A 26,899-nucleotide genomic window follows, 5' to 3' on the forward strand; every position below is an offset into this window, starting at 1 on the left:
GCGCTATCGTCGGCCCGGTGAGTGGAGAACCGAGGAAGCCCAGGGTCGCTGTCGTGTTCGGCGGCCGGTCGAGCGAGCACGCGGTCTCGTGCATCACCGCGGCGAACGTGCTGAAGGTGATCGATCAGGACAAGTACGACGTGGTCCCGATCGGCATCGACACCGCCGGCCACTGGGTGCTGGAGAGCGGCGACCCGGAGCGACTCTCCATCACCGACGGCAAGCTGCCCGAGGTGGACGTGACCGCGCTGCCGGTGCTCTTCGGCGCCGGCCGCGAACTGGTCGTGCACACGCCCGACCAGGTGCCGAGCACGCTCGGCGAGGTCGACGTGGTCTTCCCGTTGCTGCACGGGCCGTTCGGCGAGGACGGCACGCTGCAGGGTCTGCTCGAGATGTCGGACATCCGGTACGTCGGCTCCGGCGTACTGGCCAGCGCGGTCGGGATGGACAAGCACTACATGAAGGTGGTCCTGGCTGCCGCCGGGCTCGAGGTCACGCCGTACGTCGTGATTCGTGAACGCGACTGGGCGCGCCACCCGTCGTCTTGCCGGGATGCGGTCGATGGGCTGGGGTATCCGGTGTTCGTCAAGCCGTGCCGCGGTGGGTCGAGCCTGGGTATCAGCAAGGTGAACTCGCGCGACGAGCTGGATGCTGCTGTTGCCGAGGCCAGCGTGCATGACCCGAAGGTGCTCGTCGAGGCGGCTGCCCGGAACCCGCGCGAGATCGAGGTCGGGATCCTTGGCGGGCTGGACGGGGCCGAGCCGGCGGCGAGCGTGTGTGGTGAGGTGACGCTGACCGGGGGCGGGCACGAGTTCTACGACTTCGAGGCGAAGTACCTGCCGGAAGAGGTCGACTTCGCGGCGCTGAGCGTGCCGGCCGAGCTGCCGGACGAGGTCGCTGCGGAGATCCGGGAGCAGGCGCTGACCGCGTTCGAGGCGATCGAGGGCGAAGGGCTGGCGCGGGTCGACTTCTTCCTCGAGGAGGACGGCCGGATCCTGGTCAACGAGATCAACACGATGCCGGGCTTCACGCCGTACAGCATGTTCCCCCGCGTCTGGGCCGCCACCGGTATCGAGTACGGCGAACTCGTCGACCGGCTGCTCGCGCTGGCACTGACCCGGAAGACCGGGCTGCGCTGAGCCTCGGCGTACCGGCTTGCGGTGAGCTACGAGGGCCGAAAGGGCAGGCTTTCCGGCGTACGGGCGTTGTGCCCCCTGCGGGATTTACTCTCCGGAGGGTGAGACCTGGGGGAGGGCGACGGCGGGGACCAGTGATTCTGGTTCTCTGTGTGGTTGTCGGCGTGCTGGTGATCGTGGCGTCGGCTGCCGGCAGCGTCCGGCCGATCGACGGGTCCAAGAACCAGTGGTCCAGCAAGCCGTTGCCGACGCGCACTCCTGGCCCGAGGCCGGAGGAGCTGCCTGCGGGTGACTGGTGGTCCGGTGTCTGGACGGCGCTCCTGTACCTCGCGGTGTTCGTGTTCGCCGTGCTGATCGGGGTGATGATCTATCTGGCGATCACCACCCGCTCCACGAACCGCCGGCCCAAGCCGATGGACCCGGAGCAACCCCCGGATGAGCAGTTGATCGAGGCGGTCGAGACCGGCCTCGCGGTGATCGATCGCGGTACGCCGAACGACGCGGTGATCGCTTGCTGGGTAGCCCTCGAAGACGCGGCTGCCGCCGCCGGCGTTGCCCGCGATGCCTCCGAGACGGCGGCCGAATTCACCGTCCGCGTCCTCGCCGTCAACGGTGTCTCCGCCGCCGACCTGCACACACTCGCCGACCTCTACCGCGAAGCCCGCTACTCCGACCACGCGTCGACCGAGGAAACGCGTGCACAAGCCCGCGCAGCCCTCAGCAGTCTCCGCAACGATCTCACGGCCACGAATCGGTCCTGGCGTCCCTGGCGTTGAAGACGGTCAGGTGCAGGGGGTGATCAGGGTGTTGTGGGCCTTGATGGCGTCGGAGACGTCGGTGAGGGCGTTGGCTTCGGGGGCGTACTTCGACGGGACCGCGATCTCCAGGTAGACCTTGCGGCCGATGGTCGTGAAGATGTAGCCGTTGGTGACCTGCTTGGCGAACCAGCCGACGCCGTTCACCTCGAAGCATTGCGATTGCGCCTCGGCCATCCCGGCCGGTGGCGCGACACCACAGGTCACCTCGATGGGCGGATCGCCGTACGCCGTGGTCAAGATGCTCGCCGGGTCCGCCTTGCGCTTCTTGCCGTCGAGGACCTTGGCCGGCATCGCCTTCATCAGGCCGTCGCAGGCCTGCGCCACTTCCGGTGCGGGCTTGGGGACGGCGATCTCCACCGGGTCCGGGCTGCAACCCGCCACCAGCAGGACGATCGCGGCAAGCGTCAGCGGGCGTGCCGCGGCGCCCCGGCTGCGCGGCTGGGCGCCTGCGGTGCGGTTGATCGGGATCAGATGTGGACGACGGGGCACGTCAGCGTGCGGGTGATACCGGGGACGTTCTGCACCTTCGCCACGACCAGCTTGCCGAGCTCGTCGACGTTGCGGGCCTCGGCGCGCACGATCACGTCGTACGGACCGGTGACGTCCTCGGCCAGGGTGACCCCCTGCACCTCGGCGATCTGCTGTGCGACATCGGCAGCCTTGCCGACCTCGGTCTGGATCAGGATGTAGGCCTGGACCACCACGTCGTTCTCCACTCAGTCGTCCTCAGCTGGATCCGGCCACGGTACTGCGAAGCGGCCCGGCGTACTCTTCGTTGCCCGGTCACCGTACCGCCTAGACTCACCGGAGCGATATGGGAGGTCTTGCTGACGTGACAGAGACGTTGGGTGGCACGGGTGAATTCGGCCTGATCGAGGCCGTCACCAAGGCGCAACCCCGAGGTGAGGACGTCCTGGTCGGCCCGGGTGACGACGCGGCCGTGCTGGCGGTGCCGGACGGCCGGGTGGTGATCACCACCGACCTGCTGGTCGAGGGCCGGCATTTCCGGCAGGACTGGTCGTCGGCGTACGACGTGGGCCGCAAGGCCGCCGCGCAGAACCTCGCCGACATCGTCGCGATGGGCGCCCGGGCGACCGCGCTGGTGGTCGGCTTCGGCGCACCGGCCGACCTGCCGACCACGTGGGCGCTGGAACTCAACCAGGGGATCGCGGACGAGGCCGAGCTGCTCGGCGCCAGCATCGTCGGCGGCGACGTGGTGCAGTCCGACAAGATCGTCGTCTCGGTCACCGCCTTCGGTTCGCTCGACGGCCGCAGGCCCGTACTACGGTCCGGTGCGCGCCCCGGCGACGAGGTGGCCTTCATCGGCCGGCTCGGCTGGGCCGAGGCCGGCGTCGCCGTACTGAACCGTGGCTTCCGTTCGCCGCGCACTGTCGTGGAGGCACACCGCCGCCCACAACCTCCGTACGCCGAGGGGCCGCGCGCCGCGATCGCCGGCGCCTCCTCGATGTGCGACGTGAGCGACGGACTGCTCGCCGACCTCGGTCATATCGCGGCAGCCAGCGAGGTGGTGATCGACATCCGCTCGCAGGCACTGGCGATCCCGGAGCCGCTCCAGGCGGTCGCGGCCGCCACCGGGGTGGACGCGCTGACGTTCGTGCTCGGCGGCGGTGACGACCATGCCCTGGTCGCGACGTTCGAGCCGGCCGACGTCCCGGAGGGCTGGACGGTCATCGGTTCGGTTGCCGAGGGCAACGAGAACCTGGCGCCCGGGACGATCACGGTGGACGGTACGGCGTACGCCGGCGCCGCCGGGCACACCCACTTCGGCAACTGAGCCCACCCGCACTTCCGCAACTGAGGAGCTTGCCTGATGAACGCCGCGCCGCCCAGGGTGCTGACGATCGCCGGATCGGATTCCGGTGGTGGTGCCGGGATCCAGGCCGACCTGAAGTCGATGCTCGCCAACGGTGTCCACGGGATGAGTGTGCTGACCGCGATCACCGCGCAGAACAGCCTCGGTGTGCAGGGTGCTTGGGAGCTGCCCGCTGAACAGGTCCAGGCCCAGTTCCGCAGTGTGGTCGACGACATCGGCGTGGACGCGGTGAAGACGGGGATGCTCGCCTCGGCGGCGATGGTGCGCGTGGTCGCCGACTTGCTGCGGACGCTGCCGCCCGGCGTACCGATCGTTGTCGATCCTGTGTCGGTGTCGAAGCACGGTGACGCGTTGCTGGCGGCCGATGCGATGGAGGCTGTGCGGGAGGAGATCGTGCCGCTCGCGACTGTGCTGACGCCGAATCTCACCGAGCTCGGTCCGGTGGCGGGGACCAACGGCGAGGATCGCGAGTTGGCGGCGAAGGTGTTGCTGGAGGCCGGGGCCGGCTGGGTGCTGGTCAAGGGCGGGCACGACGACGGGCCGCTGGCGGTCGACGTACTGCATGGGCGTGGGGTGCGACGGGAGTACAGCGCGCCGCGGGCCGACAACAGTCACACGCACGGCACCGGGTGCACATTGGCCAGTGCGATCGCGGCTTATCTTGCGCGAGGTTACGACGTACCGGCTGCTGTTGAAGCGGCGAAGGAGTACATCAGTGGGGCGGTCGCGGCCGGGTTTGCGCTCGGTGGTGGGATTGGGCCGGTGGACCACGGATGGCGATTCAGGAGCGAGCAGTGAACACGAGCCGCCCGCCGGTGGACGGACTGTGCCAGGAGTGCGGTTTCAACTACGACACCGGCGATCTACAGGGCACGGTGACGACGCTGATCCGGCAGTCGGCGGAGAGCAGCATGGCGTTGACGAAGGCTGCTGCCGGGCCGGATGTCAACGTGGTGCGGTTGCGGCCGGAACCGGAAGTCTGGTCGGCGATCGAGTACGCGTGTCATGTGCGCGATGTGCTGGAGGTGCAGCGGGCGCGGATCGCGCAGTGTCTCGCCGAGGATCGGCCGGTGTATGCGCCGATGGATCGGACCGGGCGGCTGAAGGAGCTGAAGTACGAGCTCCAGGATCCGATGGAGGTCGCGGCGGCGTTGATGAAGAACGCCAAGGAGTTCGGGGCCGCGGCGCGGGTGCTGAAGCCGGTGGAGCTCGGGAAGCTGGGTCTCTACAACTACCCGGTCCGCGCGCCGCGCTCCCTCGGCTGGCTGATCCGCCACACCGCGCACGAGATCCGGCACCACCGGATGGACATCATCACCATCCTCGCCAAGCTCGAGCCCCCGATCATCCCAGCCCCCAAGCCGGCCGCTGTCGAGGAGACCGAGGGCGAAGAAGCGGCTGCAGATGGTCAGCCGGGCGGTCCCTCCGAAGCCGACGCTTCTCCGGAGAGCCTGGCGCGGGACTGATCAGCTGAGGGAGGGCTCGGCCCAGGCGGCTAGCGCCGGTTCGGTGGTGAGGTGGTCGAGGCCCAGGGCAGCGGCGCCGCGGAGAGGGCCGTCGGGGCCGTGGGTGGAGTCGAGGACCGGCGGGGGAGAGGCGCGATGGAAGCGCATCAAGCCGTCGCGGTACGCCGTAGCGAAAGCCGCCGGGGCGCCTGCGCGGATCGGGACGGCCAGTCCGCCGAGGGTGATGACGTCGGGGTCATGTGCGTTGACCAGTCCGGCGATGCCCGAACCGAGGGCGGTCGCCGAGAGCGCCACAGCCGCCGAAGCCTCAGCATCCGTACGCCGGAAAACCGCTTCCGCATAGACAAAAGGATCTTCCGGCGCGTCATCCCCAAGTCGCCGCGCCAGCGCCCGTCCGTCGATCTCGAGGTCCCAGCAACCGCGAGCACCACACGGACAGTGCAGGGCACGATCGCCGAACGGCATATGCCCGTACTCACCACCCGCCCCGGTCGCCCCACTAGCCGGCTTCCCGTCCAAGATGAGCGTCCCGCCCAGCCCGACCTCGACGATCAGGTGCAGTGCAGTCCGTGCACCAGCAGCAGCGCCAGTACGGGTCTCTGCCACTCCACCGAGCGTCGCGTCGTTCCCAGCGAGCAGCGGCAGCCCGGTCTCGCCCACCACCGGGCACAGGTCCACCTCACCCCATCCCAGCGTCGACGCCTGCATCAGCCGGTTCTCCCGCACAGTCCCAGCCACCGCGAGGCTCACTACCCGCAACCGATCCCCGTACTGCGCAGCGCTCGCCTCCACCGCCGCACGGATACTCCCAAGCACCTCCTCCGGCTGCCGGTGGTGCGTAATCGTCACCCGATCGTGGAGAGTCCCGTCGAGCGAGACGACCGCAGAGCGCCAAGTGCCCTGCCGCAGGTTCACCGCCAGAACCAGAGGCCCCCGCGGATGCGGCTGCAGCACCGTGGTCGGCCTACCGCGCCCCTGGCTTGGCGCCGGAGTCTCTGTCAGCAGCTGTAACTCCCGGAGCCGTGCAGTCACCTCTGTCGCCGAGCTGGTGCTCAGTCGCAGCTCCCGGGCCACAGCGGCCCGGGTGATGCCGGGCTGCCTTCCCATCAGGCTCAGTACCTCAGCCGCCGTCTGCCACCTGCCGCGCCGGAGGCGCGCACTGTGTACCGTCATGGGGACCGTCTCCCTTATGCTCGGAGAACGAGTTTAATGGAGGAGCCGATGGAGCTGCTGCAGGTTCGGGCCGTGTTGTCCGACATGGACGTGGAGCTCACAGACCTGCACCAGCTAGCCGGTCTGCTCGCCGGATGAGTACCAACGCCCGGCGGGTTGAGCTCGAGGTCGGCCTGGCGCTGGCCGCACTGGGCTATCTGCTGGGCGGCCTCGGCGCCTGCGTCGCAGTACTGGCCAGAGACCTCGACGAGCCTGCTAGCCGGCTCGCCTTGCTGCCGTCTGCGTTCGCGCTCGGTCTGCTGATCATCGCCTTCGTAGGACCGATCCTGCTCCGCACAGGCAGGATCACTGCCGTACTCCGTGGCGGTGCGCTCGTCTGTGCTCTAGGGGCCATCCTGGTCGCCCTGGCGCCCAGCTTCATCACTGCTGTGTCCGGGGGACTGCTGATCGGCCTCGGCGGGGCACTGCTGGTGCTACTGGCTCCGCTGCTGCTCAGTGGCCCCACTGCGGCGGCCCGGCTGACCAAGGTGAACGCGGTGGGCAGTGCGACCGGCATCTTGGCGCCGCTAGCGATCGGTGGACTCGATTCACTCGGTCCAACCGGCCGGCTGGCGATGCTGGTCGCAGTACCGCCGTTTCTTGTTCTGATTGTCATTGCTGCACCGGCGCGGGCTGGGCAGAGCCTGGATCCAACGCCGGCTGGTGAAGGGTCTCCGTGGCTCAGCGCGTTCCGGGGCTGGTCACGCGTCGTGCTGGCCGTCGCGGTGGAGTTCTGCTTCGTGGTGTGGTCGGTGGCGCGGCTGGTGGAGGCCGGTCTGCCGATTGCGATCGCGGCCCTGCTCGGCAGTGCGTTCCCGATCGGCATGGCGGTCGGCCGGTCGATCGGCCCGCTCCATTTCCGGGGCTGGGCGCCGCTGGTTCCGGCCGGCGTACTGGCGCTCAGCGGCAGTTTGCTGGTGAGCCTGTTCGGCTCGCCCGCGCTCGTGGTCACCGGGTTGCTGCTGGCCGGCGTCGGTGTCGCGCCGCTCTACCCGCTGACGATTGCCGAGCTGGTCGCGACCCCTGGCATCCGCCCGGTTCGCCTGGCGGCGCTGGGTGCGCTGGCATCGGCGACCGCGATTCTCGCGGCGCCGACGATCCTGGCCGCGCTGGCGACCGTGATCGACCTGAGCAAGGCTTTCCTGATCACGATCCCGGTGCTGCTGGTGCTGTTCGTGATCAGCCGGCCTTTGCGACCGGGCCGCCCACTGCCCGCAGTACGGGCTCAGGCTGAGATCGGGAGTCCGTAACGGGTCAGAAGTGCGCGCAGGGCGTCGGTGCCTTCGGAGAGGTCGTAGAGCTCCGCGTTCAGGCCCGCGGCGAGAGCGCCCTTGATGTTGGGTTCGTTGTCGTCGATGAAGAGCACGGACGAGCCCTGTTTGCCGACGCTCTCGAGGATCGCGTGGAAGTACGCCGGGTCCGGCTTGGCGAGGCGGAGATCGCAGGAGTAGAAGGTCTGGTCGAACAGCTCGCCGTAGTGCCGCTCGTCCTGCATGATCGCGCGCCGGTAGGAGTGCTGGTTGGTCGCCAGGTGGCAGCCGATCCCGGCCTTGCGCAGTTGCTGGATCAGGTCGACCACGACCGGCTCGGCCTCGAACCAGGCCCAGGGCTGGACCGCCTCCTCGACCGGGGTGGCCGATTCCCAGCGCGCCAGGACCTCGGCGACGGCCTGGTAGAAGTCGCCCTCGCCGCGGATCGACGGCCGTTCGGAGACCATCAGGTCGTCGACGAACTCCTCGGCGGACTGGTCCGGGCGGATGAAAGTGGCGAGGGTGGCGCGCCAGTCGATGGTCGGCCGCTGGATCACCCCATCGGCATCGAACAGGACGGTGTCGATCGCGGTGGTCGGCATGGCCCCATCCAATCAGGTCCTGGCCGGACGGTGGGCGAGACCTTGACCGGTTCAGTTGGTATGCGCTTACCTTGTCTGAACATTTGTCGACTAGTTCTCGCTCAATCGAACACCCGCAAAAGCCCCTCCCGGTTCGCAAGGCGAAGGTGTAGGTGAGGCAGTCCATGGTTGTCAGCAGACGGAAGTTCCTGGGCCTCGGCGCAGGGGGTGCGGCCGCCGTGGCCGGCCTGAGCGGCTGCGGCTCGCGCAGCTCGCTCGGCGCGGCCGACGAGTTGAGTATGTGGTGCTGGACCGGCTCGGTGAACGACTCGCTGATCGCGACCGCGGAGAAGGGCATCCCGGGCGCGACCAAGAAGCTGGCGATGACCCGGATCGGCGGCGACTACAAGACCAAGGTGCTGACCTCGCTGGCCGGCAAGTCGCTGGTGCCGGACATCATCGGGATCAACGACGACGTGGCCACCTACTTCCCCAACGCCGACCAGTTCCACGACCTGCGCGAACTCGGTGCCGGCAAGGTGGAGTCGGAGTACCTGCCGTGGAAGTGGAAGCTCGGTATCACGCCCGAGAACAAGATGATGGCTTTCCCGATGGACACCGGTCCGACCGCGCTGTTCTACCGCCGGGACGTCTTCGAGAAGGCCGGCCTGCCGACCGAGCCGGCCGACGTCGCCGCGGCCGCGCCCGACTGGAACAGGTACATCGAGCTCGGCAAGAAGCTCAAGCAAGCGGTGCCCGGTTCAGTCATCACCGACAACATCACCTCGGTCTTCGACTACGCCCTGTCGCAGTTGCCGAAGCGCTGGATGACCAAGGACGGCCAGTACATCGGCGCCGACGAGCACATCAAGAACGCCTGGGACCTTGCCATCCGGGTCGTCAAGGAAGGGTTGTCGGCCAACGCCCAGGGCGGCAGCACCGACGCGAACGCGGTGATCACCAACGGCCGGCTGGTCGCCTTCATGGGGGCGGTCTGGTGGGCCCAGCTCGGCCCGAAGAACGCCGCACCGAAGACCAAGGGGAACTGGCGGGTCACCGCCGCGCCGGGCGGACCTGGTAACCGCGGCGGCTCCTTCCTCGCGATCACCAAGTACTGCAAGGATCCCGAGGCGGCGATGGCCTTCATCACCTGGCTCGAATCGTCGAAGAACCAGGCCCAGTCCTTCCTCGACCCGGTGCTCTTCCCGTCCACCCCGGCCAGCTACACCGACCCCCGGCTGACCGCGCCGGACCCGTTCTTCGGCGGCCAGCGGATCGTCGACGTCTTCGCCGAGTCCGCGAAGAAGTACCCGGGCGCCTACTTCAGCCCGTACGACACGATCATCCGTACGCCGATCGCCGCGGAACTCGTGAACGTGGAGATCGGCAGCAAGTCGTCCGACCAGGCCTGGAAGGACGCGCAGCACCAGGTCGACCGCGAACTCACCCGGGTGGGGGCGATCTGAGATGGCCGTCAGTGCAACAGTGCGTGAGTCGGCGGAGAATGTGAGCGTGAACACTCCCGAGGGACCACCGAACCGGTTCCGGCAGGCGTTCCCGCAGTACGCCGCTGTGTCGCCTTTCTTCATCTTGTTCGCGATCTTCGGCGCTTTCCCGGTGCTGTTCTCGATCTGGCTCTCGTTCCACTCGTGGGACGGGATCGGCCAGATGAAATGGGTCGGCCTGGAGCAGTACAGCTACCTGCTCACCGATCCGAGCTTCTGGAAGTCCATCACCAACACCCTCGTCATCTGGGTGATCTCGACCGTTCCGATGCTGATGCTGGCCCTGGTGATCGCGAACGCGCTGCACAACGCGACCCGGTTCCGCAGCTTCTACCGGATCGCCTACTTCATCCCGAACATCACCTCGGTGGTCGCCGTCACGATGGTGTTCGGCTCGATCTTCAGCAACAACTTCGGCCTGCTGAACGCTTTTCTGCAGTCGGTCGGGCTGAACAAGATCGAATGGCTCAGTCAGCCGTGGGGGATCAAGATCGCGATCGCCACCATCGTCGCGTGGCGCTGGACCGGGTACAACGCGATCATCTTCCTGGCCGGCCTGCAGGCGATCTCGTCCGACATCTACGAGGCCGCCCGGGTCGACGGCGCCTCGTCGCGGCAGATGTTCTGGCGGATCACCGTCCCGCTGCTGCGGCCGGTGATCCTGTTCACCGCGGTCACCTCGACGATCGGTGGGCTGCAGATCTTCACCGAGTCGCAGGTGCTGTTCGGCAGCAGCGGCGCGATCGGCGGGCCGGGCGACGGCGGGTTGACGATCGTCTCGTACCTCTACGACAGCGCGTTCGGCAAGAATCAGTTCGGCTACGGCGCCGCGATCGGCTGGGCGTTGTTCATCCTGATCGTGCTGTTCTCGGTGATCAACTGGCGGCTGATCGGCGGTGGCGACAACGACCGGATCACCAAACGGATGCAACGCCGGGTGGACCGCAAGATCGCCGCCGAGAAGGCGGCTGCCGGGAAGGAGACTGTCGATGCGCACTGAAAGAGTCAGGACGGTCGTCAGTCACGTCGTACTGATGCTCGGGGTGATCGTCTCGATCTTCCCGTTCTACTGGATGCTGGTGATGGCCTCGAACACCACGCCGGACATCTTCGCCTACCCGCCAAAGCTGTTGATCGGCTCGCACCTGTTCGAGAACATGGGCCATGTGCTGGACAACATCGACTTCTTCGGCGCGATGCTGATCACGTTGATCGCGTCCGCGGGGGTCACCGTGCTGGTGCTGTTCTTCGACTCGCTCGCGGCGTTCGCGTTCGCGAAGTACGAGTTCCCCGGCCGGGATCTGCTGTTCGGGATCCTGCTGGCCACCTTCATGATCCCGACCCAGCTGGCGCTGGTGCCGCAGTTCGTGACGCTGGCCGAGTTCGGCTGGATCGGTTCGCTGAAGGCCCTCATCATCCCGGGCGCGGCCAACGCGTTCGGGATCTTCTGGATGCGCCAGTACGCCAAGGGCGCGATCCCCGATGAGCTCATCTCCGCCGCCAAGGTCGACGGCGCCGGCTTCTTCCGGCAGTACCTCACCGTAGGACTGCCGGTACTGCGGCCCGGGCTGGCCTTCCTGGGCATCTTCACCTTCATCAATGTCTGGAACGACTATCTGTGGCCGTTGATCGTGATGACGGACCCGAACAAACTCACCCTGCAGGTGGCTCTGCAGCAGCTGAACGGTGTGTACGGCACCGACTACAGCATGGTGATGGCGGGAGCACTGATGAGTGTGATCCCGTTGATCGGCGTCTTCATCATCGGCGGCCGCCATTTCATCGCCGACATCGCCGCCGGCGCCATGAAGTTCTGACCATGCCCGCTCCTTTTTGAGGGGAACCACCTCTTGTCTTCCACCAAGCTCCGCTGGGGAATTCTCGGCACCGGCAACATCGCGTCGAGGTTCGCCGGCCAGGTCCCGTCGTCGGCCACCAACGAGGTGGTCGCGGTCGGCAGCCGTAGTACGGAATCGGCCAACGCCTTCGCCGACAAGTTCGGCATCGCGAACAGGTACGGCTCGTACGACGAACTGCTCGCCGACGACACCGTCGACGCGGTCTACATCGCCACTCCGCATCCGTTGCACCCGGAATGGGCGATCAAGACCGCCGAGGCGGGCAAGCACGTGCTCTGCGAGAAGCCGCTCGCGATCAACCGGGCCTGGGCCGCGGCGATGATCGAGGCCGCGGTGCGCAACGACGTCTTCCTGATGGAGGCGTACATGTACCGCTGCCTGCCGCAGACCAAGCTGGTCGCCCAGCTGATCCGCGACGGCGCGATCGGCAAGGTGCACCAGATCCAGGCGTCGTTCGCGTTCCAGGCGTCCTTCAACGCCTCCAGCCGGATCTTCGCCAACGAACTGGCCGGCGGCGGCATCCTCGACGTCGGCGGCTACCCGGTCTCCTACGCGCGGCTGATCGCCGGTGCCGCCACCGGAGCGCCGTACGCCGATCCCGCGGCGGTGACCGCGGTCGGTCAGGTCGGCGAGACCGGGGTGGACGAATGGTCGGTGGCGACGCTCTTCTTCGACTCCGGGGTGACCGCGCAGGTGAGCACCGGTGTCCGGCTGAACGACGAGAACCGGGTGCGGGTGCTCGGCAGCGAGGGCTACCTCGTGGTCGAGGATCCCTGGTTCGGCGGCGACGGGAAGCCGACCCACGTCACCGTGCACAAGGTGGGGGAGGAGCCGCGGGACATCTCCGCGGAACCGGCCTTCATCTACCAGGCCGAGGCGGAGGCGGTCGCGGCCGCCATCGAGGCCCGGCAGGCGCCAGAAATGAGCTGGCAGGACACCCTCGGCAACCTCGTCGTCCAGGACAAGTGGCGCGAGGCGATCGGGCAGCAGTACGCAAGTGAGCGCGACGACGTGCTGATCCCGACCGTGACCGGTCGCCCGCTGGCCCGGCGTACGGACGCTCCGATGACGTACGGCGAGGTGCCCGGGCTGGACAAGCCGGTGTCGCGGCTGGTGATGGGCGTGGACAACCAGCCGACGTTGCCGCACGCGGCGACGATCTTCGACGACTTCTTCGAGCGCGGCGGGACCACCTTCGACACGGCGTACATCTACAGCGGCGGGCGCGGCGAGAAGCTGCTCGGACAGTGGATGAAGTCGCGCGGAAACCGGGACGAGGTCGTTGTCATCGGCAAGGGTGCGCACACGCCGCACTGCGATCCGGAGTCGATCACCTCGCAGCTGTCGGAGTCGCTGGACCGGCTGCAGACCGATCATGTCGATCTCTACCTGATGCACCGGGACAACGAGGAGATCCCCGTCGGGGAGTTCGTCGACGTGATGGACTCGCACTTCCGGGCCGGGCGGATCCGCGCCTACGGCGGGTCGAACTGGTCGCTGGAGCGCTTCGACGAGGCGAACGAGTACGCGGCGACGCACGGCAAACAGCCGTTGACGTTGCTGAGCAACCACCTGAGCCTGGCGCGCGCGTACGACGTACCGTGGGCCGGTTGCCGGCATGTCAGCGACGACGAGTCGCAGGCGTGGCTGCGGGAGCGGCAGGTGGCGTTGTTCCCGTGGTCGAGTCAGGCCCGCGGGTTCTTCACCGGCCGGGCCAAGCCGGAGGACCGCTCCGACGAGGAGCTGGTCCGCTGCTTCTACTCGGACGAGAACTTCGCCCGGCTGGACCGGGCGCGCGAGCTGGCGGCGGCCCGCGGGGTCGAGCCGACGGCGATCGCGCTGGCCTGGCTGCTGCACCAGCCGTACCCGGTGTTCCCGCTGATCGGGCCGCGGCAGATCTCGGAGACGCGGACCTCGATGCCGGGTCTGTCGGTGGAGCTGTCGGCCGAAGAAGTGGCGTGGCTTACACAGGTGTAGTCCACGCTGGGGACCGAATTGGTCGAGGCGCGATGGCTATGTAACATGGTCTGTCGGTGTCTCGACCCTAAACACGGAGAATCATGTCTAAGAAGTGCGATGTTTGTGACAAGAAGCCGACGTTCGGCAACAGTGTTGCGCGGCTGGGTAAGGGCGCGATGATCCGTCGGGTCAAGAAGCGCACGGCGCGTCGGTTCGACCCGAACATCCAGACGATCCGGGCGACCATCAAGGGAACCCCCACCAAGCTCAAGGTCTGCACGTCCTGCATCAAGGCGGGCAAGGTCCAGCGCGTCGTCGGCTAGGACTTTCTGCCCCTCGCCGGGGCACAACTCCGTGTAGGGCCTGACCAGGCGCCCGGGATTCTCCCGGGCGCCTCGTCACGTTTACCCGGCTACTCGGTGATCGGCGTGAGCACCGCCACCGGGATGATCCGGCCGGCCTTCTCCTCGTACTTCGTGAAGAACGGCGCGCGGGCGAGTACGACGTCCTGCCACAGCCGGTCGCGCTCGGCACCGTCGGCGACGCGAGCCTTGACGTCGTACCGGCTTTCACCGATCTGGACCTGCGCACTGGGCGCGGCCCGGAGGTTACGGAACCACTGCGGATCGGTCTTGGTGCCACCTGCGGAACCGGTGACGACGTACCGGCCGTCGTCTTCGAAGTAGGCGACCGGCGCACTGCGCGGCGTACCGGTCTTGCGGCCGGGAACCGTGATCAGCAGAACGGGCAGGCCCTTCGCCGTACCGCCGATCTTCCCTCCTGACCGGCGATACAGCGCACAGGCGAGCCGGTTGGCATTCCGCACGATTCTCCGCAGTACCGGACCGAGGGTTGCCGAGCCGCGGACGCGGGCGATGTAGCGGCGGTAGCGTCGCCGGCCGACCAGTCGCCACATCACCTTGATCCGAACCGGCAGGTCGCCGAGGAACCATTCCGCTTCCTCCGGGGTCGCGACGTCCTCGAGGGCGCCGGTGGCGATCAGCTTCTCGGCGTTGGTGAACTTGTCGAACGTCTCCTGGCCGAACTGCCGCCACTCGTCGACGGTGATGTGGGCGCGGATCAGCGGGACGACGCTGGCCTCCTCCTCGTCGAGGTGCTCGACCAGTGCCTCGGTGAATTCCTCCAGCGCCGTTGCCAGCGCCTCCCCGTTCACCGGCGTCACACGCCAGACCTCGAGGGCCGTGCGCACCCGTGCCGATCTCTCAGCCACGATTTCGTGCTGCTTCTCCATCCGGTCGATCAGCTCGGCCTGAGGCGCGGCGCGTTCGAGCAGCCGGGGCCAGACCGTCGCGTCCTCGCCGGCGTGGTGGTTGTGCAGCCCGTTCAGGAGGAAGTCGAGATGCGTGGCGACCACCTCGGCCCGCGCTGCGGCGGCCGGCGGCGTTCGCCGTACCAGCCAGGTGGTCAGCGGGAAGCCGCGCCGGAAGATCCGGTGGATCACCGCCATCTCCTCGGTCCGCGGTGTGGTCGTCGCGGCCGGGATGGATCCAAGAGTTGTCATGGCGCGCCTCCTTGTGGGCGCTCGGTATTCATCAGGTAACCCTGATAATCAGGTATACTTGATTAAATGGGAACGACGCAAGACCCCGCCGAGCAGACGCAGAACACCGTCTCGATGCTCGGCCGGGCCTACAGCCTGCTCGGGTTCCAGATCGTCGACGGGGTGGTCGGCGCGGGCTACCCGCAGAAACCCGCCCATTCCGCGGTGTTCGCCCAGATCAGCCCGCGCGGAAGCCGCCTCAGCGCCCTGGCCCGCGGGGCGAACATGAGTCCGCAGGCGATGGGTGAACTCGTCGACGAACTCGAGGAGTTGGGGTACGTCGAGCGGAAGCCAGATCCGACCGACCGGCGCGCGAAGTTGATCATGCTGACTCCGCGCGGCCATGAGTGCATCGCCGCGGGAATCGCGACCATCCGGGGGATCGAGGAGCGGATCGACGAGATCATCGGGCCGGCCGGGCACGCCGAGCTCCGTCGGCTGTTGGCCGAGCTGCTCGCGGCCGAGGATCCGCGTTCGTAGGGACTACGGGCAGTCGGCGACGACGGTGATCTCGCGGCGGTTGTGGTGGAGCTGGCGGGCGTGGCGTACGTCGTACTGCTTGCTGAGGACGTCGATGCCGCGGCGGGCCGCGTCGAGGGGGTTCTTGCCGCCGCCCTTGAGAGTGACGATCGCGAGGGCGCCACGGCTCAGATGCGGTACGGCGTCCAGCATCACCCGGGCGCTCAGTACCTGGTCCATCCGCATGTCGTTCACCACCACGTCGAAGTGCATCCGGTTGTGCCGGAAGAACTCCCCGGCGGTGGTCGCCACGTGGTGAACCTTGCGATCCGCCGTCACCCGCGGATCGAGCGCGCCGGGATCGACCGACCACATCTCCTGACCGTGCTGCCGCAGGATCCTCGTCCAGCCGCCCGGACTGGCGCCGAGATCCAGCCCCTTCCCGCCCGGCGGCAGGTCGAGCCCGAACGTCTGGATCGCCTCTTCGAGCTTGAACTCCGACCGCGACACCCGCTCGTCCGATCGAGCCAGCCGCATCCGCCCACCGGGCCAGTCCGACAAGCTGTACTCGAGCCGGTTCAGGCCGAAGATCACGGTCTTCGCCGAAACAAACACCGACACCACCAGGTCCTGCCCAGCCCGGCTCACCGCCACCCCACGAGCCCCGAGCGCATCCTCCAGCAGGTGATAAAACGACCCGCCGCTCCCCGCCCCGTCGGTCCAGGTCTGCACCGCCACCGCCTGCGGATGCTTCGGCACCCCCTCCAGCACCAGCTCCGCCAGCTCATGCGCTTCGGGCACTTCGCTGGGCTTGAAACTCGCCAGCTCCACGGTCAAGTGCCGCACGAAGATGATCCGCCCACGATCACAAGCCGCCGCCAACTCCCCGACCGACGGCCCACCCGAGACGATCCGCCCCAGATCCCCACTCACCCGCTCGATCCGGATCCCGCCCCCGAACTCCTCCCGGATCTCGCGCACCGCCAGGTCATAACTGTCGGTCGCCACCGAGAACAAGATCTCCACACCCCACCCTAAGCCGCCCATCCCGCGCGACCCCGCCACCTCCGCCCGCGCCTGCAAGCGTCCTGGTGCACCAGATGAGCATTTCCACACCGCCGGAACACTCATCCGGTGCACCAAGACGCCGCGCCACCCGTACGCTGCCCGCGCGCCACCCGGCGTACGGGTGTCTTGGTGCATGAGTTGAGTAGTCCGACGCCCTCCCGATGCTCAGCCCGTGCACTAGGCGGGTTCGCGCCGCCACCCCACGCCGCCAGCCCCACGCCGGCCACCAGCCCTCACGTGGCCACCGGCGCCTACGCCGGCCGGCCCCATGTCGCCCAGATGCCACCACGCCGGCCGCGAGGCGCCACGCCAGACACCTTCCCCCTGCTGGCGCCGCGCGTGACGCCCGCTGGTCCAGCCACCCGTCGGTCCGTCCGATCCGGCCGGCACCCCGCCAGGCTGACTTTGTGCCTGGCTCGATCATTCCCATGCTGCGGGGATGGTGAGGCGGGGCTCAAAGTGCGGGTGAGCGATGGGACGGCTCTCGAGCCCCTCGCCGCCCGCTTCCGCTCCAGCCCTGCGGTGCTGGCCTCGCTCGGCGAGTCGTCGTACGGGTGACTTTGTGTCTGGTTCGGCTGTCTGGGGGCCGAGGCAATGGAGGGTTGGGGCACAGAGTTCGTTGGAGGTGGCGGGTTCGGGGGAGCGGCGGGTGGATGGGTGGGGAGGAGGCTCGGACCGGTTAGCCTTCCGGGCGTGGATGCGTTGACGGTTGGGGTGTTGCGGAGCTGGGCTCGGGTGGCGTTGGTGGAGTTGCGCCGGGCGCGGGCCGAGATCGACGAGCTCAACGTGTATCCGGTGCCCGATGGGGATACCGGGACCAACCTGTATCTGACCTGGGAGGCGGCCTGTGAGGCGTTGCCCGAGGGGGAGTTGACGTTTGCGGAGGCGGTCCAGGCGTTCGGCCGGGGCGCGCTGCTGGGGGCTCGGGGCAATTCGGGTGTGATCACTTCGCAGCTGGTTCGTGCTTGTGGGATGCGGCTGGCGGAGAACCTGCCGCGGGACCAGGAGGGCGGTCCTGGGGCGTTCCTGGCCGACCCGCGGATGAACGAGGCCGCTGCCTTCGCCGATGCCCTGGCGTTCGCCGCAGACGCGGCGTACGGGGCCGTCGCGCAGCCTGTCGAGGGCACGATGCTCACCGTTGCCCGCGCAGCCGCCAACGCGGCTCTGGCGGCCGCCAACGAGGGGAACTCGCTCGCCGAGGTCTGCCTGGCTGCCGTCGCCGGCGCCCGGCTGGCCCTGACGAAGACGACAGAACAGTTGGACGTACTACGGCGCGCGGGCGTGGTCGACGCAGGCGGCGCCGGCTTGGTGGTGATCCTCGGCGCCATGGAGTCAGTACTCTCAGGCCGCCCGCCGGGCGAGGGCACCGGTGTCCCACCCCGGCTGCCTCGCCTGGGCACCGGCCGGCTGGAGGCGGTCGGGACGGAGAGCGATGGAGCCCGAGCGGCCGCGGAGGACGGTGGCGATCCGGCGTACGACGGGCCGGGTGGCCGCGGCGATCTGGGCGCCGACCGACTGGGTGACGGCGGCGATCTGGGCGCCGACGGGCTGGGGGACGGTGGCGATCTGGAGCCCGGCGGACCGGCGTACGAAGTCATGTATTTGCTCGACGCGGTGGATGATCGGATCGGGGATTTCCGGCGGGCGCTGGCGGGGTTGGGGGACTCCGTGGTGGTGGTCGGGGGTGACGAGCTGTGGAACGTGCATGTGCACACCGATGACGTCGGGGCTGCGATCGAGCTCGGGATCGGTATCGGGCGGCCGCACCGGATCCGGGTGACGCACTTCGCCGATCTGGCGCCACATGCGCCGATCGTGAGCCGGGCGGTGGTTGCCGTCGCCGCGGGCGAGGGGCTGGCGAAGCTGTTCACCGAATCCGGCGCGACCGTGGTCAACGGCGGTCCCGGCCGGCGCTGTTCGACCGGTGAACTGCTGGCCGCGATCGAGCAGTCGGGCGCACCCGAGATCCTGATCCTCCCGAACGACAAGGACTCCATCGCCGTCGCCGAAGCGGCCGCGACCGCCGCGCGCCAGGACGGCCGCCGGGTCGCGGTGATCCGGACCCGCGCGCAGGTTCAAGGGCTGGCGGCGATCGCGGTCCATGATCCGGAGCAGAGCTTCGACGACGCTGTCCTACAGATGTCTGCCGCGGCCGGGCAGACCCGCCAAGGGGCCGTCACGATCGCGGTGAAGGACGCCTGGACGATGGCCGGCACCTGCCGGATCGGCGACGCGCTGGGCGTGGTGGACGGCGATTTCGCCTTGATCACCGAGGACCTCACCGCCGCCGCGACCGGGGTGGCCGACCGGTTGCTGGGCGGCGGTGGTGAGCTGATGACGGTGGTCCGGGGCGCGAACGCGAGCCCCGAACTGGTCGACGCGCTGGTCCGGCACGTGCGCCGGAACCGCAAAGATGTCGACGTCGTGGTGTACGACGGTGGTCAGGAGAGGTACCCGTTGCTGATCGGGGTGGAATGAAGACGGACATCGACCGGAAGCTTCGCGACTTCCTGGGCGCGAAGACGGCGAAGATCTTCGCGGACGTGCTCGGTATCGAGACCGTCGGTGAGCTGCTGCGGCACTACCCGCGGCGGTACCTGAAGAAGGGCGAGCTGACCCCGTTCGAGGAACTCGAGGTGGGCGACCAGGCGACGGTCAGCGGCCGGGTCAAGCGGGTCACCGTGCGCTCGCTGGACTCGAAGATGGAGATCAAGCCCGAGGACGTCAACAAGTTCCGCCGGCACCGCACGATCACCAAGGTGGTCGTCACCGACGGCCGCAACGACATCGAGCTGGCGTTCTTCAACCAGCCCTGGCTGGCCAACAAGCTGACCGTCGCGACCGCCGCCCTGTTCTGGGGCGAGGTGACGATGTTCCGCGACATCATGCAGCTGAAGAGCCCGGGCACCGAGATCCTCGACGAGGACGACCTGAGCGAGGCCGAGATCGAGCGCCGGGCCCGCCCGTTCCGCCCGCTCTACCCGGCGACCGCGAAGCTGCCGACGGCGACCATCGAGCGCAGCATCAAGATCGTCCTGGACAGCCTGGAAGAGCTCGAGGACCCGCTGCCGGAGCTGATCCTGCGCAAGGAGAAGCTGATCGGCCTGCGCGAGGCCTTCCAGAAGATCCACCTGCCGGATACCGAGGCGGACTGGACCGCCGCGCAGAAGCGGTTCCGGTTCGAGGAAGCCCTGGTGATGCAGACGATCCTGGCCCAGCGCCGGGCCGTCACCGACGCGCTGAAGGCCGTCCCGCGGGCCCGGACCGCGGGCGGGTTGCTGGACGACTTCGACGCCCGGCTGCCGTTCCAGCTCACCGCCGGCCAGGCAGAGGTCGGCGAGGAGATCTTCGCCGATCTGGCCCGGCCGCACCCGATGCACCGGCTGCTGCAAGGTGAGGTCGGCTCCGGCAAGACGATCGTGGCGCTCCGGGCGATGCTCTCGGTGGTCGACGCCGGCGGCCAGGCAGCCCTGCTGGCCCCGACCGAGGTGCTCGCCACCCAGCACCACAAGACCCTGACGAAGATGCTCGGAGAGCTCGCCGAGGCGGGCATGCTCGGCGGCGCGGAGCGGGCCACCAGAGTGGGTCTGCTGACCGGCTCGCTGAACGCGGCAGCACGCCGTACGGCGATGTTGGACGCGGCCAGTGGCGCCGCCGGGATCGTGGTCGGAACGCACGCGTTGCTCGAGGACAAGGTGCAGTTCGCGGACCTCGGTCTGGTCGTGGTCGACGAGCAGCACCGGTTCGGCGTCGAGCAGCGGGCCGCGCTGAGCCAGAAGTCCGGCGAGAACACGCCGCACGTGCTGGTGATGACCGCGACCCCGATCCCACGGACGGTCGCGATGACCGTCTTCGGAGACCTGTCGGTCTCGACGCTGACCGAGCTGCCGGCCGGCCGCTCGCCGATCATGAGCTCCGTGGTGCCGGCCAAGGACAAGCCGGCCTGGGTCGCCCGCGCCTGGGAGCGGGTCCGCGAGGAGGTGGCCAAGGGCCATCAGGCGTACGTCGTGTGCCCGCGGATCGGCGACGACGTGAAGAACGCCGCGGACGAGGAGGGCGAGTTCGCCACCGCCACCGACGAGGCGGACGCGAAGGGCAAGCCGCCACCGGCCAAGTCGGTGCTGGAGATGGCCGAGCTGCTCGCCGAACCGCTGGCCGGGCTGCGGGTGGAGATCCTGCACGGGCGGCTGCCTTCCGACGAGAAGGACTCGGTGATGACCCGGTTCGCGGCGGCCGAGATCGACGTGCTGATCGCGACCACGGTGATCGAGGTCGGCGTCGACGTACCGAACGCCTCGACGATGGTGGTGATGGACGCGGACCGGTTCGGGATCTCGCAGCTGCACCAGCTCCGCGGCCGGGTCGGGCGGGGCAAGGTGCAGGGGTTGTGCCTGCTGGTGACCGACAGCTGGGACGGCAGCAAAGCGCGCGAACGGCTGGCCGCGGTAGCCGGTACGACGGACGGCTTCGAGCTGTCCCGGATCGACCTGGAGACCCGCCGCGAGGGTGACGTCCTCGGCGTCGCCCAGTCGGGCCGCCGCAGCAGCCTCAAGCTGCTCAGCGTCCTCCGCGACGAGGAGGTCATCTTCTCGGCCCGCCACGTCGCCAACTCGATCGTCTCGGTCGACCCCGAGCTGGTCACCTATCCAGGCCTGCGCTCGTACGTCGCCAGCGCGCTCGCCTCCGAGGCGACCGACTACTTGGAGAAGACTTGACCAGGATCATCGGGGGAGCGGCCGGGGGGCGGCGGATCGGCGTACCGGCCGGGAGCGGGACTCGGCCGACGGCGGATCGGGTGCGGGAGGCGATGATGTCGTCGCTGGAGACCGAGTTCGGCAGCTTCCACGGGCTTGCGGTTCTCGACCTGTACGCCGGCAGCGGGGCGATCGGGTTGGAGGCGTTGTCCCGCGGCGCGGCCCGGGTGCTGCTGGTGGAATCCGATCGGAAGGCCGCCGAGGTGGTCACCGCGAACGTCAAGGTGGTCGGGCTGCCGGGCGCGACGGTGGCGGTGAGGCCGGCCGAGAAGGTTGCCTCCGGCGACAATTCGGGCGGGCCGTTCGACCTGGTGTTCGCCGACCCGCCGTACAAGCTGGAAACGCTGGAGCTGCAGGAGGTGCTGACCTCACTGCGGGACAACGGCTGGCTTGCCGACGACGCGGTTGTAGTGGTCGAGCGCGGTAAACGCGAGCCGTGGGAGTGGCCCGAAGGGTTCGCCGCGCTGCGCGACCGCAAGTACGGCGAGGCCCGGCTTTGGTACGGTCACCGCCATGAACCAGGCGGCGTACCGGCTGCAGGTGAGCCATCATGACTAGGGCTGTGTTCCCGGGCAGCTTCGACCCGCCCACCAACGGGCATCTCGACATCATCACCCGGGCAGCCGCCGCCTTCGACGAGGTGATCGTCGCGGCCGGGGTGAACCAGTCCAAACAGCGCCTGTTCGACGTCGACGAGCGGGTCGAGATGCTGACCGAGCTGGCTGATGCCGTCTCCGCGAGCAGTGGTTCCACCGTGCGCGTCGGGACGTTCGACGGGCTGCTGGTCGACTACTGCCGGTCCGTCGGGGCCGAGACGATCGTCAAGGGGCTGCGGTCCGGCGACTACGAGTACGAGCTGCAGATGGCGCAGATGAACCGCAAGTTGACCGGAGTGGATACGCTCTTCCTGCTGACCGCACCGGAGAACGGTTACATCTCGTCCAGCCTGGTCAAGGAGATCGCCAAGCTGGGCGGCGAGGTATCCGCTTTCCTGCCGCCCGCGGTGCACGCCCGGCTGCTCGCGAAGCTGGCCTGATGTGCAGCTTGTCGCCCCCGAATTGGGCGACCGGCCGGTAAGTTGGTAATGTTATCCCTCGGTCTCGACGAGACTGAGATTCTGCCTGCCCCACGCCTGAAAGGGATGTCCTGAGCGTCTTGGACCCGCGGTCCCCACTCGTGATCGATACGCACGAGCTGTCACGCCGCGCCGGGTCCCAGCGCGAAGTCTCCTTCACGGCACCGGCACCGGCCGATCTCGGTATCGACGTGATCGGCGTCCCCGAGGGCGACCCGATCCAGTTCGATCTACGACTGGAAGCGGTGGTCGAAGGGGTGCTCGTGACCGGAACGGCCAGTGGCCGGCTGGTCGGCGAGTGCGCGCGGTGCCTGGTCGATGTCGAGGACGAGTTCCTCGCCGACGTCCAGGAGCTGTACGTCTACCCGCAGAGCGACGCCGAGCCTGACGAGGCCAGCCGGATGGAGGGCGATCTGATCGACCTCGAGCCGGCGTTGAGGGACCAGGTGGTGCTCGCGCTGCCGTTCCAGCCCTTGTGTGCGGACGACTGTCCGGGACTGTGCCCCGAGTGTGGGGTGCGCCTGGTGGAGGAGCCCGGTCACAAGCACGAGGACGGGGCCGACCCGCGCTGGTCCGCACTGAGTGGCCTGCTCCCGCAGGATGAAAAACCGTAAGATCGCACAACCACTTTCCAGCCAGCCGGCCGGGTCGCAAGCCCCCGGCCGAACCGAGGAGTCATAACCGTGGCCGTTCCGAAGCGGAAGATGTCGCGCAGCAACACCCGGAGCCGCCGGGCGCAGTGGAAGACGACTGCCGCCGCGCTGGTCACCTGCGTGAACCCCGCCTGCCGCGCCAAGCACCTGCAGCACACCGTCTGCCCGACCTGCGGCCAGTACGGCGCCAAGGGCGAGCGTCGCCAGGTCGTCGAGAGCTAAACGGCAACCTCCCAGTGAACTCTGCCAACGAATCGGGGCTCTACGCCGAGCTGAACCAGCGGCTCGGCGTATCGCTGGCTGACGCATTACTGGAGCACGCCTTCACCCACCGTTCGTTCGCGTACGAGAACGGTGGGTTGCCGACCAACGAGCGGCTGGAGTTCCTCGGGGACTCCGTGCTCGGCGTCATCGTCACGGAGTCGCTGTTCCGCAACCATCCGGACCTCTCCGAGGGCCGGCTGGCCAAGTTGCGTGCGGCGGTGGTGAACATGCGCGCCCTGGCCGGCGTGGCCCGGGAACTGAAGCTGGGCAAGTACCTCCGGCTCGGCCGCGGCGAGGAAGCCACCGGCGGGCGGGACAAGTCGTCGATCCTGGCGGACTGTGTGGAGGCGCTGATCGGCGCCGTCTACCTGGACCGCGGGTTCGAGGTCGCCGGCCGGGTGGTGCACACCCTGTTCGACGAGCTGATGGAGTCGTCGGCCCGGCTCGGCGCCGGCCTGGACTGGAAGACGAGCTTGCAGGAGCTCGTCGCACAGCTCGGGGTCGGCGTACCGGAGTACGTGATCGCTGAATCGGGACCGGACCACGCCAAGACGTTCGAGGCGCGGGTCCGGATCGGTGCGGACACCTACGGGCACGGGATCGGCCGGAGCAAGAAGGAAGCCGAGCAGCAGGCGGCCGAGACCGCCTGGAAGGCCCTGCGCGCGGCCCACCCCGACAGCATCGACCCCTCGCAACAGCCTTAACTGAGGTGCCTGAGCTTCCTGAGGTAGAGGTCGTACGCCGCGGGCTCGCGGAATTCACCACCGGCCGGACCATCGACGCCGTCGAGGTCCTGCACCCGCGCCCGCTGCGCCGGCACCTGCTCGGGCCGGACGATTTCTCCGCCCGGCTGAAGGGCCAGGTCTTCGCCACGCCGGCCCGCCGCGGGAAGTACCTGTGGCTGCCGCTGACCTCCGGCGACGCCGTCCTGACCCATCTGGGGATGAGCGGCCAGTTCAAGGTCCAGCCGGTCGGCGCCGCGGACGAGAAGCACCTGCGGGTCCGGATCCGGTTCGCCGACGAGGGCGGAGAGGTCCGTTTTGTGGACCAGCGGATGTTCGGTGGTCTGTCGTACTCCGAAGGCGGCGCCGAGCTGCCCGCGGAGATCGCGCACATCGCCCGCGACCCGTTCGACCCGCTCTTCGACGACGACCTCTTCGTCGCCGCGATCCGGCGCAAGAAGACCGGCCTGAAGCGGGCGTTGCTGGACCAGACGCTGGTCAGCGGAGTCGGGAATATCTATGCCGACGAGGCTTTGTGGCGCGCCAAGCTGCACTACGCCAAGGCTACCGAGACGCTGAAACCCTTGCAGGCAAGGGAAATACTGCGACACGCCCGGGAAGTGATGGGGGCCGCGCTGGCCGTCGGCGGGACCAGCTTCGATGCCCTGTATGTCAACGTGAACGGGGAATCCGGCTATTTCGAGCGCGGCCTGGCGGTCTACGGCCAGGAAGGTTCGCCGTGCCCGCGTGACGGCCGGCCGATCCGTCGCGAACCGTTCATGAACCGTTCCTCGTTCCGCTGCCCGAAGTGTCAGCCGATGCCGCGACACGCCCGGTGGTGAGCGAGATATCGTTAATTGACGTACCCCAGGTTGACCCTTGGCTTTGCCGGTGTCACCCTAAAAGACGGCACACTTTTATGCGCTCCTCCCAGTACAGGGCTCCAGGGGCGCCAAACTGCCAGAACCCTTCCGGAGGACAGCACAATGGCCAAGGCTCTTCTAGGGCACCTTGGAGGCACTGACCCGCGCATGCTCGAGCAGGTTCGTCTGCTCAACCGGCGTGTCGCCGATCTGGAGGCGCACGTGATGCGCTTGCAGGCAGAGAACGACCATCTGGTCGCAGCCGTTCACGAGGAACGACTGCTCACCGTCGACGAAGCTCTGCGCGCCCCCGCTTCGGTCTGAGTCACACCGAAGCCGCACCACCATCACCGTCCGCACCACCCACGGCGGCGGCCCCCGTCCGGGCCTCCGCCGGTTTCATGTCCGCCTTAGGTAGACTTCGAGAGCGGAACTCTTCCCCCGGGTAGCGGCATAGTCACCGTGCGTGCGGTGGCCGATGCAAGTTATGACGGTTCCTTTCGGTATCGTCTGTCCTTTCACGGGTTGGGAGCTTTCGCTTTGTACCTGAAGAGCATGACGCTCCGGGGCTTCAAGTCATTCGCGTCCGCCACGACGATGAACTTCGAACCAGGGATCACCTGCATCGTCGGCCCCAACGGTTCCGGGAAGTCCAACGTCGTCGACGGTCTCGCCTGGGTGATGGGCGAGCAAGGCGTCAAGTCGCTGCGTGGCGGCAAGATGGAAGACGTCATCTTCGCCGGTACGTCGGGTCGCGCGCCGCTGGGTCGCGCCGAGGTCGTGCTGACCATCGACAACACCGACGGCGCGCTGCCGATCGACTATGCCGAGGTCACCATCTCGCGGACGATGTTCCGCAACGGTGGCTCCGACTACCAGATCAACGGCCAGAACTGCCGGCTCCTGGACGTCCAGGAGCTGCTCAGCGACTCCGGTATCGGCCGCGAGATGCATGTCATCGTCGGCCAGGGCCAGCTCGACTCGATCCTGCGCGCCACGCCGGAAGGCCGCCGCGGCTTCGTCGAGGAGGCGGCCGGCGTCCTGAAGCACCGCAAGCGCAAGGAGAAGGCGCTGCGGAAGCTGGAGTCGACCGAGGGCAACGTGCACCGGCTCGGCGACCTGATCGCCGAGATCCGCCGGCAACTGAAGCCGCTCGGGCGCCAAGCGGAGGTGGCGCGCCGGGCAGTGACGATCCAGGCGGAGGTTCGCGATGGCCGGTCCAGGCTGCTCGCCGATGACATCGTCCAGGCGCAATCCGCGCTGGAGGCCGAGCTCAAGGACGAGGCCGCGCTGACCGAGAAGCGTGCCCAGATCGAGGCAGCGCTGCGCGAGGCCCGGGATCTGGAGGCGACCCTCGAGGACGCGCTGCGGACCGATGCGCCAGCGCTCCAGGCTGCCCAGGACACGTGGTACCAGCTGTCCGGTTTCGGCGAGAAGATCAAGGGCACCGCGCGGATCGCCGCGGACCGGATCCGGTCGCTCAACGACGAGGCCGACGAGCCCCGCGCCGGGCGCGACCCGGAAGAGCTGGAGCTGGAGGCTGCCCGGGTCCGCGAGACCGAGGCGGAGATCGAGGCCGAGGTCGTGGCCCACTCCGAGCTGCTCGCCGAGGCGGTCGAGAAGCGCCAGCAGTTGGAGGCGCAACACGCCGAGGAGGAGCGCCGGATCGCGGCGCTGATCCGGGCCGCCGCGGACCGTCGCGAGGGCCTGGCCCGGCTGACCGGCCAGGTGAACGCGCTGAAGAGCCGCGGGGGGGGCGGCGCGGGGGGTGTGGGGGGGGGGGGGGCCCAACCAGCGGCGGGGGGGGGGGGCGCCGCGGTGGCGGCGGCCGTTTTTTGTCGGGTTGGGTGGGCGGTTGGC

28 protein-coding genes are annotated in these 26,899 nt (G+C 68.4%); 22 read left to right on the forward strand and 6 right to left on the reverse strand.

Features of this window, described 5'->3' with window-relative positions:
* Positions 1-17 precede the first annotated feature (17 nt).
* Together ABZ004_RS35160 and ABZ004_RS35165 are read left to right on the forward strand one after the other, a co-directional pair.
* Entirely contained in the window at positions 18-1,139 is a 1,122-nt protein-coding gene (locus ABZ004_RS35160) for a D-alanine--D-alanine ligase family protein (protein ID WP_355685834.1), read from the forward strand.
* 131 nt (positions 1,140-1,270) lie between these two features.
* On the forward strand, positions 1,271-1,912 hold the full coding sequence (locus tag ABZ004_RS35165; protein WP_355685836.1) for a DUF4129 domain-containing protein: 642 nt from the start codon (positions 1,271-1,273) through the stop codon (positions 1,910-1,912).
* 6 nt (positions 1,913-1,918) lie between these two features.
* Here ABZ004_RS35165 and ABZ004_RS35170 read toward each other — a convergent pair whose 3' ends face one another.
* Together ABZ004_RS35170 and ABZ004_RS35175 are read right to left on the reverse strand one after the other, a co-directional pair.
* Positions 1,919-2,443: a DUF3515 domain-containing protein gene (locus ABZ004_RS35170; protein WP_355685838.1), complete on the reverse strand. Its 525-nt coding sequence runs from the start codon at positions 2,441-2,443 to the stop codon at positions 1,919-1,921.
* Positions 2,422-2,655 (reverse strand): Lrp/AsnC ligand binding domain-containing protein, encoded by a 234-nt coding sequence (locus ABZ004_RS35175; RefSeq protein ID WP_185449017.1) that lies wholly within the window; start codon positions 2,653-2,655, stop codon positions 2,422-2,424. The genes ABZ004_RS35170 and ABZ004_RS35175 overlap by 22 nt, the downstream gene beginning before the upstream one ends.
* Before the next feature lie 131 nt (positions 2,656-2,786).
* Between ABZ004_RS35175 and ABZ004_RS35180 the strand changes: the two genes are divergently transcribed.
* The 3 genes from ABZ004_RS35180 to ABZ004_RS35190 are packed head-to-tail and all read left to right on the forward strand — an operon-like array spanning position 2,787 to position 5,254.
* Complete coding sequence (locus ABZ004_RS35180) at positions 2,787-3,749, forward strand: thiamine-phosphate kinase (protein ID WP_355685840.1); 963 nt, start codon at positions 2,787-2,789, stop codon at positions 3,747-3,749.
* A gap of 36 nt (positions 3,750-3,785) precedes the next feature.
* Complete coding sequence (gene thiD / locus ABZ004_RS35185; protein ID WP_355685842.1) at positions 3,786-4,586, forward strand: bifunctional hydroxymethylpyrimidine kinase/phosphomethylpyrimidine kinase; 801 nt, start codon at positions 3,786-3,788, stop codon at positions 4,584-4,586.
* Positions 4,583-5,254 (forward strand): DinB family protein, encoded by a 672-nt coding sequence (locus ABZ004_RS35190; protein ID WP_355685844.1) that lies wholly within the window; start codon positions 4,583-4,585, stop codon positions 5,252-5,254. Before thiD ends, ABZ004_RS35190 begins: the two co-directional genes overlap by 4 nt.
* Here the strand turns inward: ABZ004_RS35190 and ABZ004_RS35195 are convergent, their stop codons facing one another.
* The gene (locus ABZ004_RS35195; RefSeq protein WP_355685846.1) at positions 5,255-6,427 is read right to left on the reverse strand and encodes an ROK family transcriptional regulator; all 1,173 of its coding nucleotides are present in this window, start codon (positions 6,425-6,427) and stop codon (positions 5,255-5,257) included.
* 134 nt (positions 6,428-6,561) lie between these two features.
* Here ABZ004_RS35195 and ABZ004_RS35200 point away from each other — a divergent pair, with 134 nt between their 5' ends.
* Positions 6,562-7,716 (forward strand): MFS transporter, encoded by a 1,155-nt coding sequence (locus tag ABZ004_RS35200; RefSeq protein ID WP_355685848.1) that lies wholly within the window; start codon positions 6,562-6,564, stop codon positions 7,714-7,716.
* Here ABZ004_RS35200 and ABZ004_RS35205 read toward each other — a convergent pair.
* Positions 7,692-8,318 carry an HAD-IA family hydrolase gene (locus ABZ004_RS35205; RefSeq protein ID WP_355685850.1) on the reverse strand — a complete coding sequence of 209 codons (627 nt, stop codon included), beginning with the start codon at positions 8,316-8,318 and terminating at the stop codon, positions 7,692-7,694. The genes ABZ004_RS35200 and ABZ004_RS35205 overlap by 25 nt on opposite strands.
* A gap of 164 nt (positions 8,319-8,482) precedes the next feature.
* On the opposite strand from ABZ004_RS35205, the gene ABZ004_RS35210 reads away from it, so the two are divergent.
* The 5 genes from ABZ004_RS35210 (at position 8,483) to rpmB (ending at position 13,943) form a co-directional block, all read left to right on the forward strand.
* Positions 8,483-9,763 (forward strand): ABC transporter substrate-binding protein, encoded by a 1,281-nt coding sequence (locus tag ABZ004_RS35210; protein ID WP_355685852.1) that lies wholly within the window; start codon positions 8,483-8,485, stop codon positions 9,761-9,763.
* A 46-nt stretch (positions 9,764-9,809) separates the two neighbouring features.
* The gene (locus ABZ004_RS35215) at positions 9,810-10,802 is read left to right on the forward strand and encodes a sugar ABC transporter permease (RefSeq protein WP_355685854.1); all 993 of its coding nucleotides are present in this window, start codon (positions 9,810-9,812) and stop codon (positions 10,800-10,802) included.
* Positions 10,792-11,619, forward strand: a complete 828-nt coding sequence (locus ABZ004_RS35220) for a carbohydrate ABC transporter permease (protein WP_355685856.1) — start codon at positions 10,792-10,794, stop codon at positions 11,617-11,619. The genes ABZ004_RS35215 and ABZ004_RS35220 overlap by 11 nt, the downstream gene beginning before the upstream one ends.
* Positions 11,620-11,652: 33 nt before the next feature.
* Complete coding sequence (locus tag ABZ004_RS35225) at positions 11,653-13,638, forward strand: aldo/keto reductase (protein WP_355685858.1); 1,986 nt, start codon at positions 11,653-11,655, stop codon at positions 13,636-13,638.
* A gap of 83 nt (positions 13,639-13,721) precedes the next feature.
* On the forward strand, positions 13,722-13,943 hold the full coding sequence (gene rpmB / locus ABZ004_RS35230; protein WP_112237032.1) for a 50S ribosomal protein L28: 222 nt from the start codon (positions 13,722-13,724) through the stop codon (positions 13,941-13,943).
* Between the two features lie 89 nt (positions 13,944-14,032).
* Here the strand turns inward: rpmB and ABZ004_RS35235 are convergent, their stop codons facing one another.
* Positions 14,033-15,142, reverse strand: a complete 1,110-nt coding sequence (locus ABZ004_RS35235) for a nitroreductase/quinone reductase family protein (RefSeq protein ID WP_355685860.1) — start codon at positions 15,140-15,142, stop codon at positions 14,033-14,035.
* 66 nt (positions 15,143-15,208) lie between these two features.
* Here ABZ004_RS35235 and ABZ004_RS35240 point away from each other — a divergent pair, with 66 nt between their 5' ends.
* Positions 15,209-15,661 carry a MarR family winged helix-turn-helix transcriptional regulator gene (locus ABZ004_RS35240; protein ID WP_355685862.1) on the forward strand — a complete coding sequence of 151 codons (453 nt, stop codon included), beginning with the start codon at positions 15,209-15,211 and terminating at the stop codon, positions 15,659-15,661.
* A gap of 3 nt (positions 15,662-15,664) precedes the next feature.
* On the opposite strand, the gene ABZ004_RS35245 is transcribed toward ABZ004_RS35240, so the two are convergent.
* Positions 15,665-16,666 (reverse strand): SAM-dependent methyltransferase, encoded by a 1,002-nt coding sequence (locus ABZ004_RS35245; protein WP_355685864.1) that lies wholly within the window; start codon positions 16,664-16,666, stop codon positions 15,665-15,667.
* A 735-nt stretch (positions 16,667-17,401) separates the two neighbouring features.
* Between ABZ004_RS35245 and ABZ004_RS35250 the strand changes: the two genes are divergently transcribed.
* The 10 genes from ABZ004_RS35250 to ABZ004_RS35295 form a co-directional block, all read left to right on the forward strand.
* A complete protein-coding gene (locus ABZ004_RS35250; RefSeq protein ID WP_355685866.1) occupies positions 17,402-19,186 on the forward strand; it encodes a DAK2 domain-containing protein in 1,785 nt (594 codons plus the stop codon).
* Positions 19,183-21,423 (forward strand): ATP-dependent DNA helicase RecG, encoded by a 2,241-nt coding sequence (gene recG, locus ABZ004_RS35255; RefSeq protein ID WP_355685868.1) that lies wholly within the window; start codon positions 19,183-19,185, stop codon positions 21,421-21,423. Before ABZ004_RS35250 ends, recG begins: the two co-directional genes overlap by 4 nt.
* Positions 21,420-22,016, forward strand: a complete 597-nt coding sequence (rsmD, locus tag ABZ004_RS35260) for a 16S rRNA (guanine(966)-N(2))-methyltransferase RsmD (protein ID WP_355685870.1) — start codon at positions 21,420-21,422, stop codon at positions 22,014-22,016. The genes recG and rsmD overlap by 4 nt, the downstream gene beginning before the upstream one ends.
* Complete coding sequence (gene coaD / locus ABZ004_RS35265; protein WP_355685872.1) at positions 22,013-22,498, forward strand: pantetheine-phosphate adenylyltransferase; 486 nt, start codon at positions 22,013-22,015, stop codon at positions 22,496-22,498. The genes rsmD and coaD overlap by 4 nt, the downstream gene beginning before the upstream one ends.
* A gap of 140 nt (positions 22,499-22,638) precedes the next feature.
* The gene (locus ABZ004_RS35270) at positions 22,639-23,151 is read left to right on the forward strand and encodes a YceD family protein (protein ID WP_355685874.1); all 513 of its coding nucleotides are present in this window, start codon (positions 22,639-22,641) and stop codon (positions 23,149-23,151) included.
* 69 nt (positions 23,152-23,220) lie between these two features.
* Positions 23,221-23,412, forward strand: coding sequence for a 50S ribosomal protein L32 (gene rpmF, locus ABZ004_RS35275; RefSeq protein ID WP_133985275.1), 192 nt, complete (start codon positions 23,221-23,223; stop codon positions 23,410-23,412).
* Positions 23,413-23,426: 14 nt separating this feature from the next.
* Positions 23,427-24,158 carry a ribonuclease III gene (gene rnc, locus ABZ004_RS35280; protein WP_355685876.1) on the forward strand — a complete coding sequence of 244 codons (732 nt, stop codon included), beginning with the start codon at positions 23,427-23,429 and terminating at the stop codon, positions 24,156-24,158.
* A gap of 5 nt (positions 24,159-24,163) precedes the next feature.
* The gene (gene mutM / locus ABZ004_RS35285; RefSeq protein ID WP_355685877.1) at positions 24,164-25,018 is read left to right on the forward strand and encodes a bifunctional DNA-formamidopyrimidine glycosylase/DNA-(apurinic or apyrimidinic site) lyase; all 855 of its coding nucleotides are present in this window, start codon (positions 24,164-24,166) and stop codon (positions 25,016-25,018) included.
* A 189-nt stretch (positions 25,019-25,207) separates the two neighbouring features.
* Positions 25,208-25,363 (forward strand): hypothetical protein, encoded by a 156-nt coding sequence (locus tag ABZ004_RS35290; RefSeq protein WP_232828087.1) that lies wholly within the window; start codon positions 25,208-25,210, stop codon positions 25,361-25,363.
* 216 nt (positions 25,364-25,579) lie between these two features.
* Positions 25,580-26,899 (forward strand): AAA family ATPase (locus ABZ004_RS35295; protein ID WP_355685879.1); only part of this gene is annotated, 1,320 nt, incomplete at its 3' end.

Source organism: Kribbella sp. NPDC006257 (assembly GCF_040613535.1).
Lineage (GTDB): Bacteria > Actinomycetota > Actinomycetes > Propionibacteriales > Kribbellaceae > Kribbella.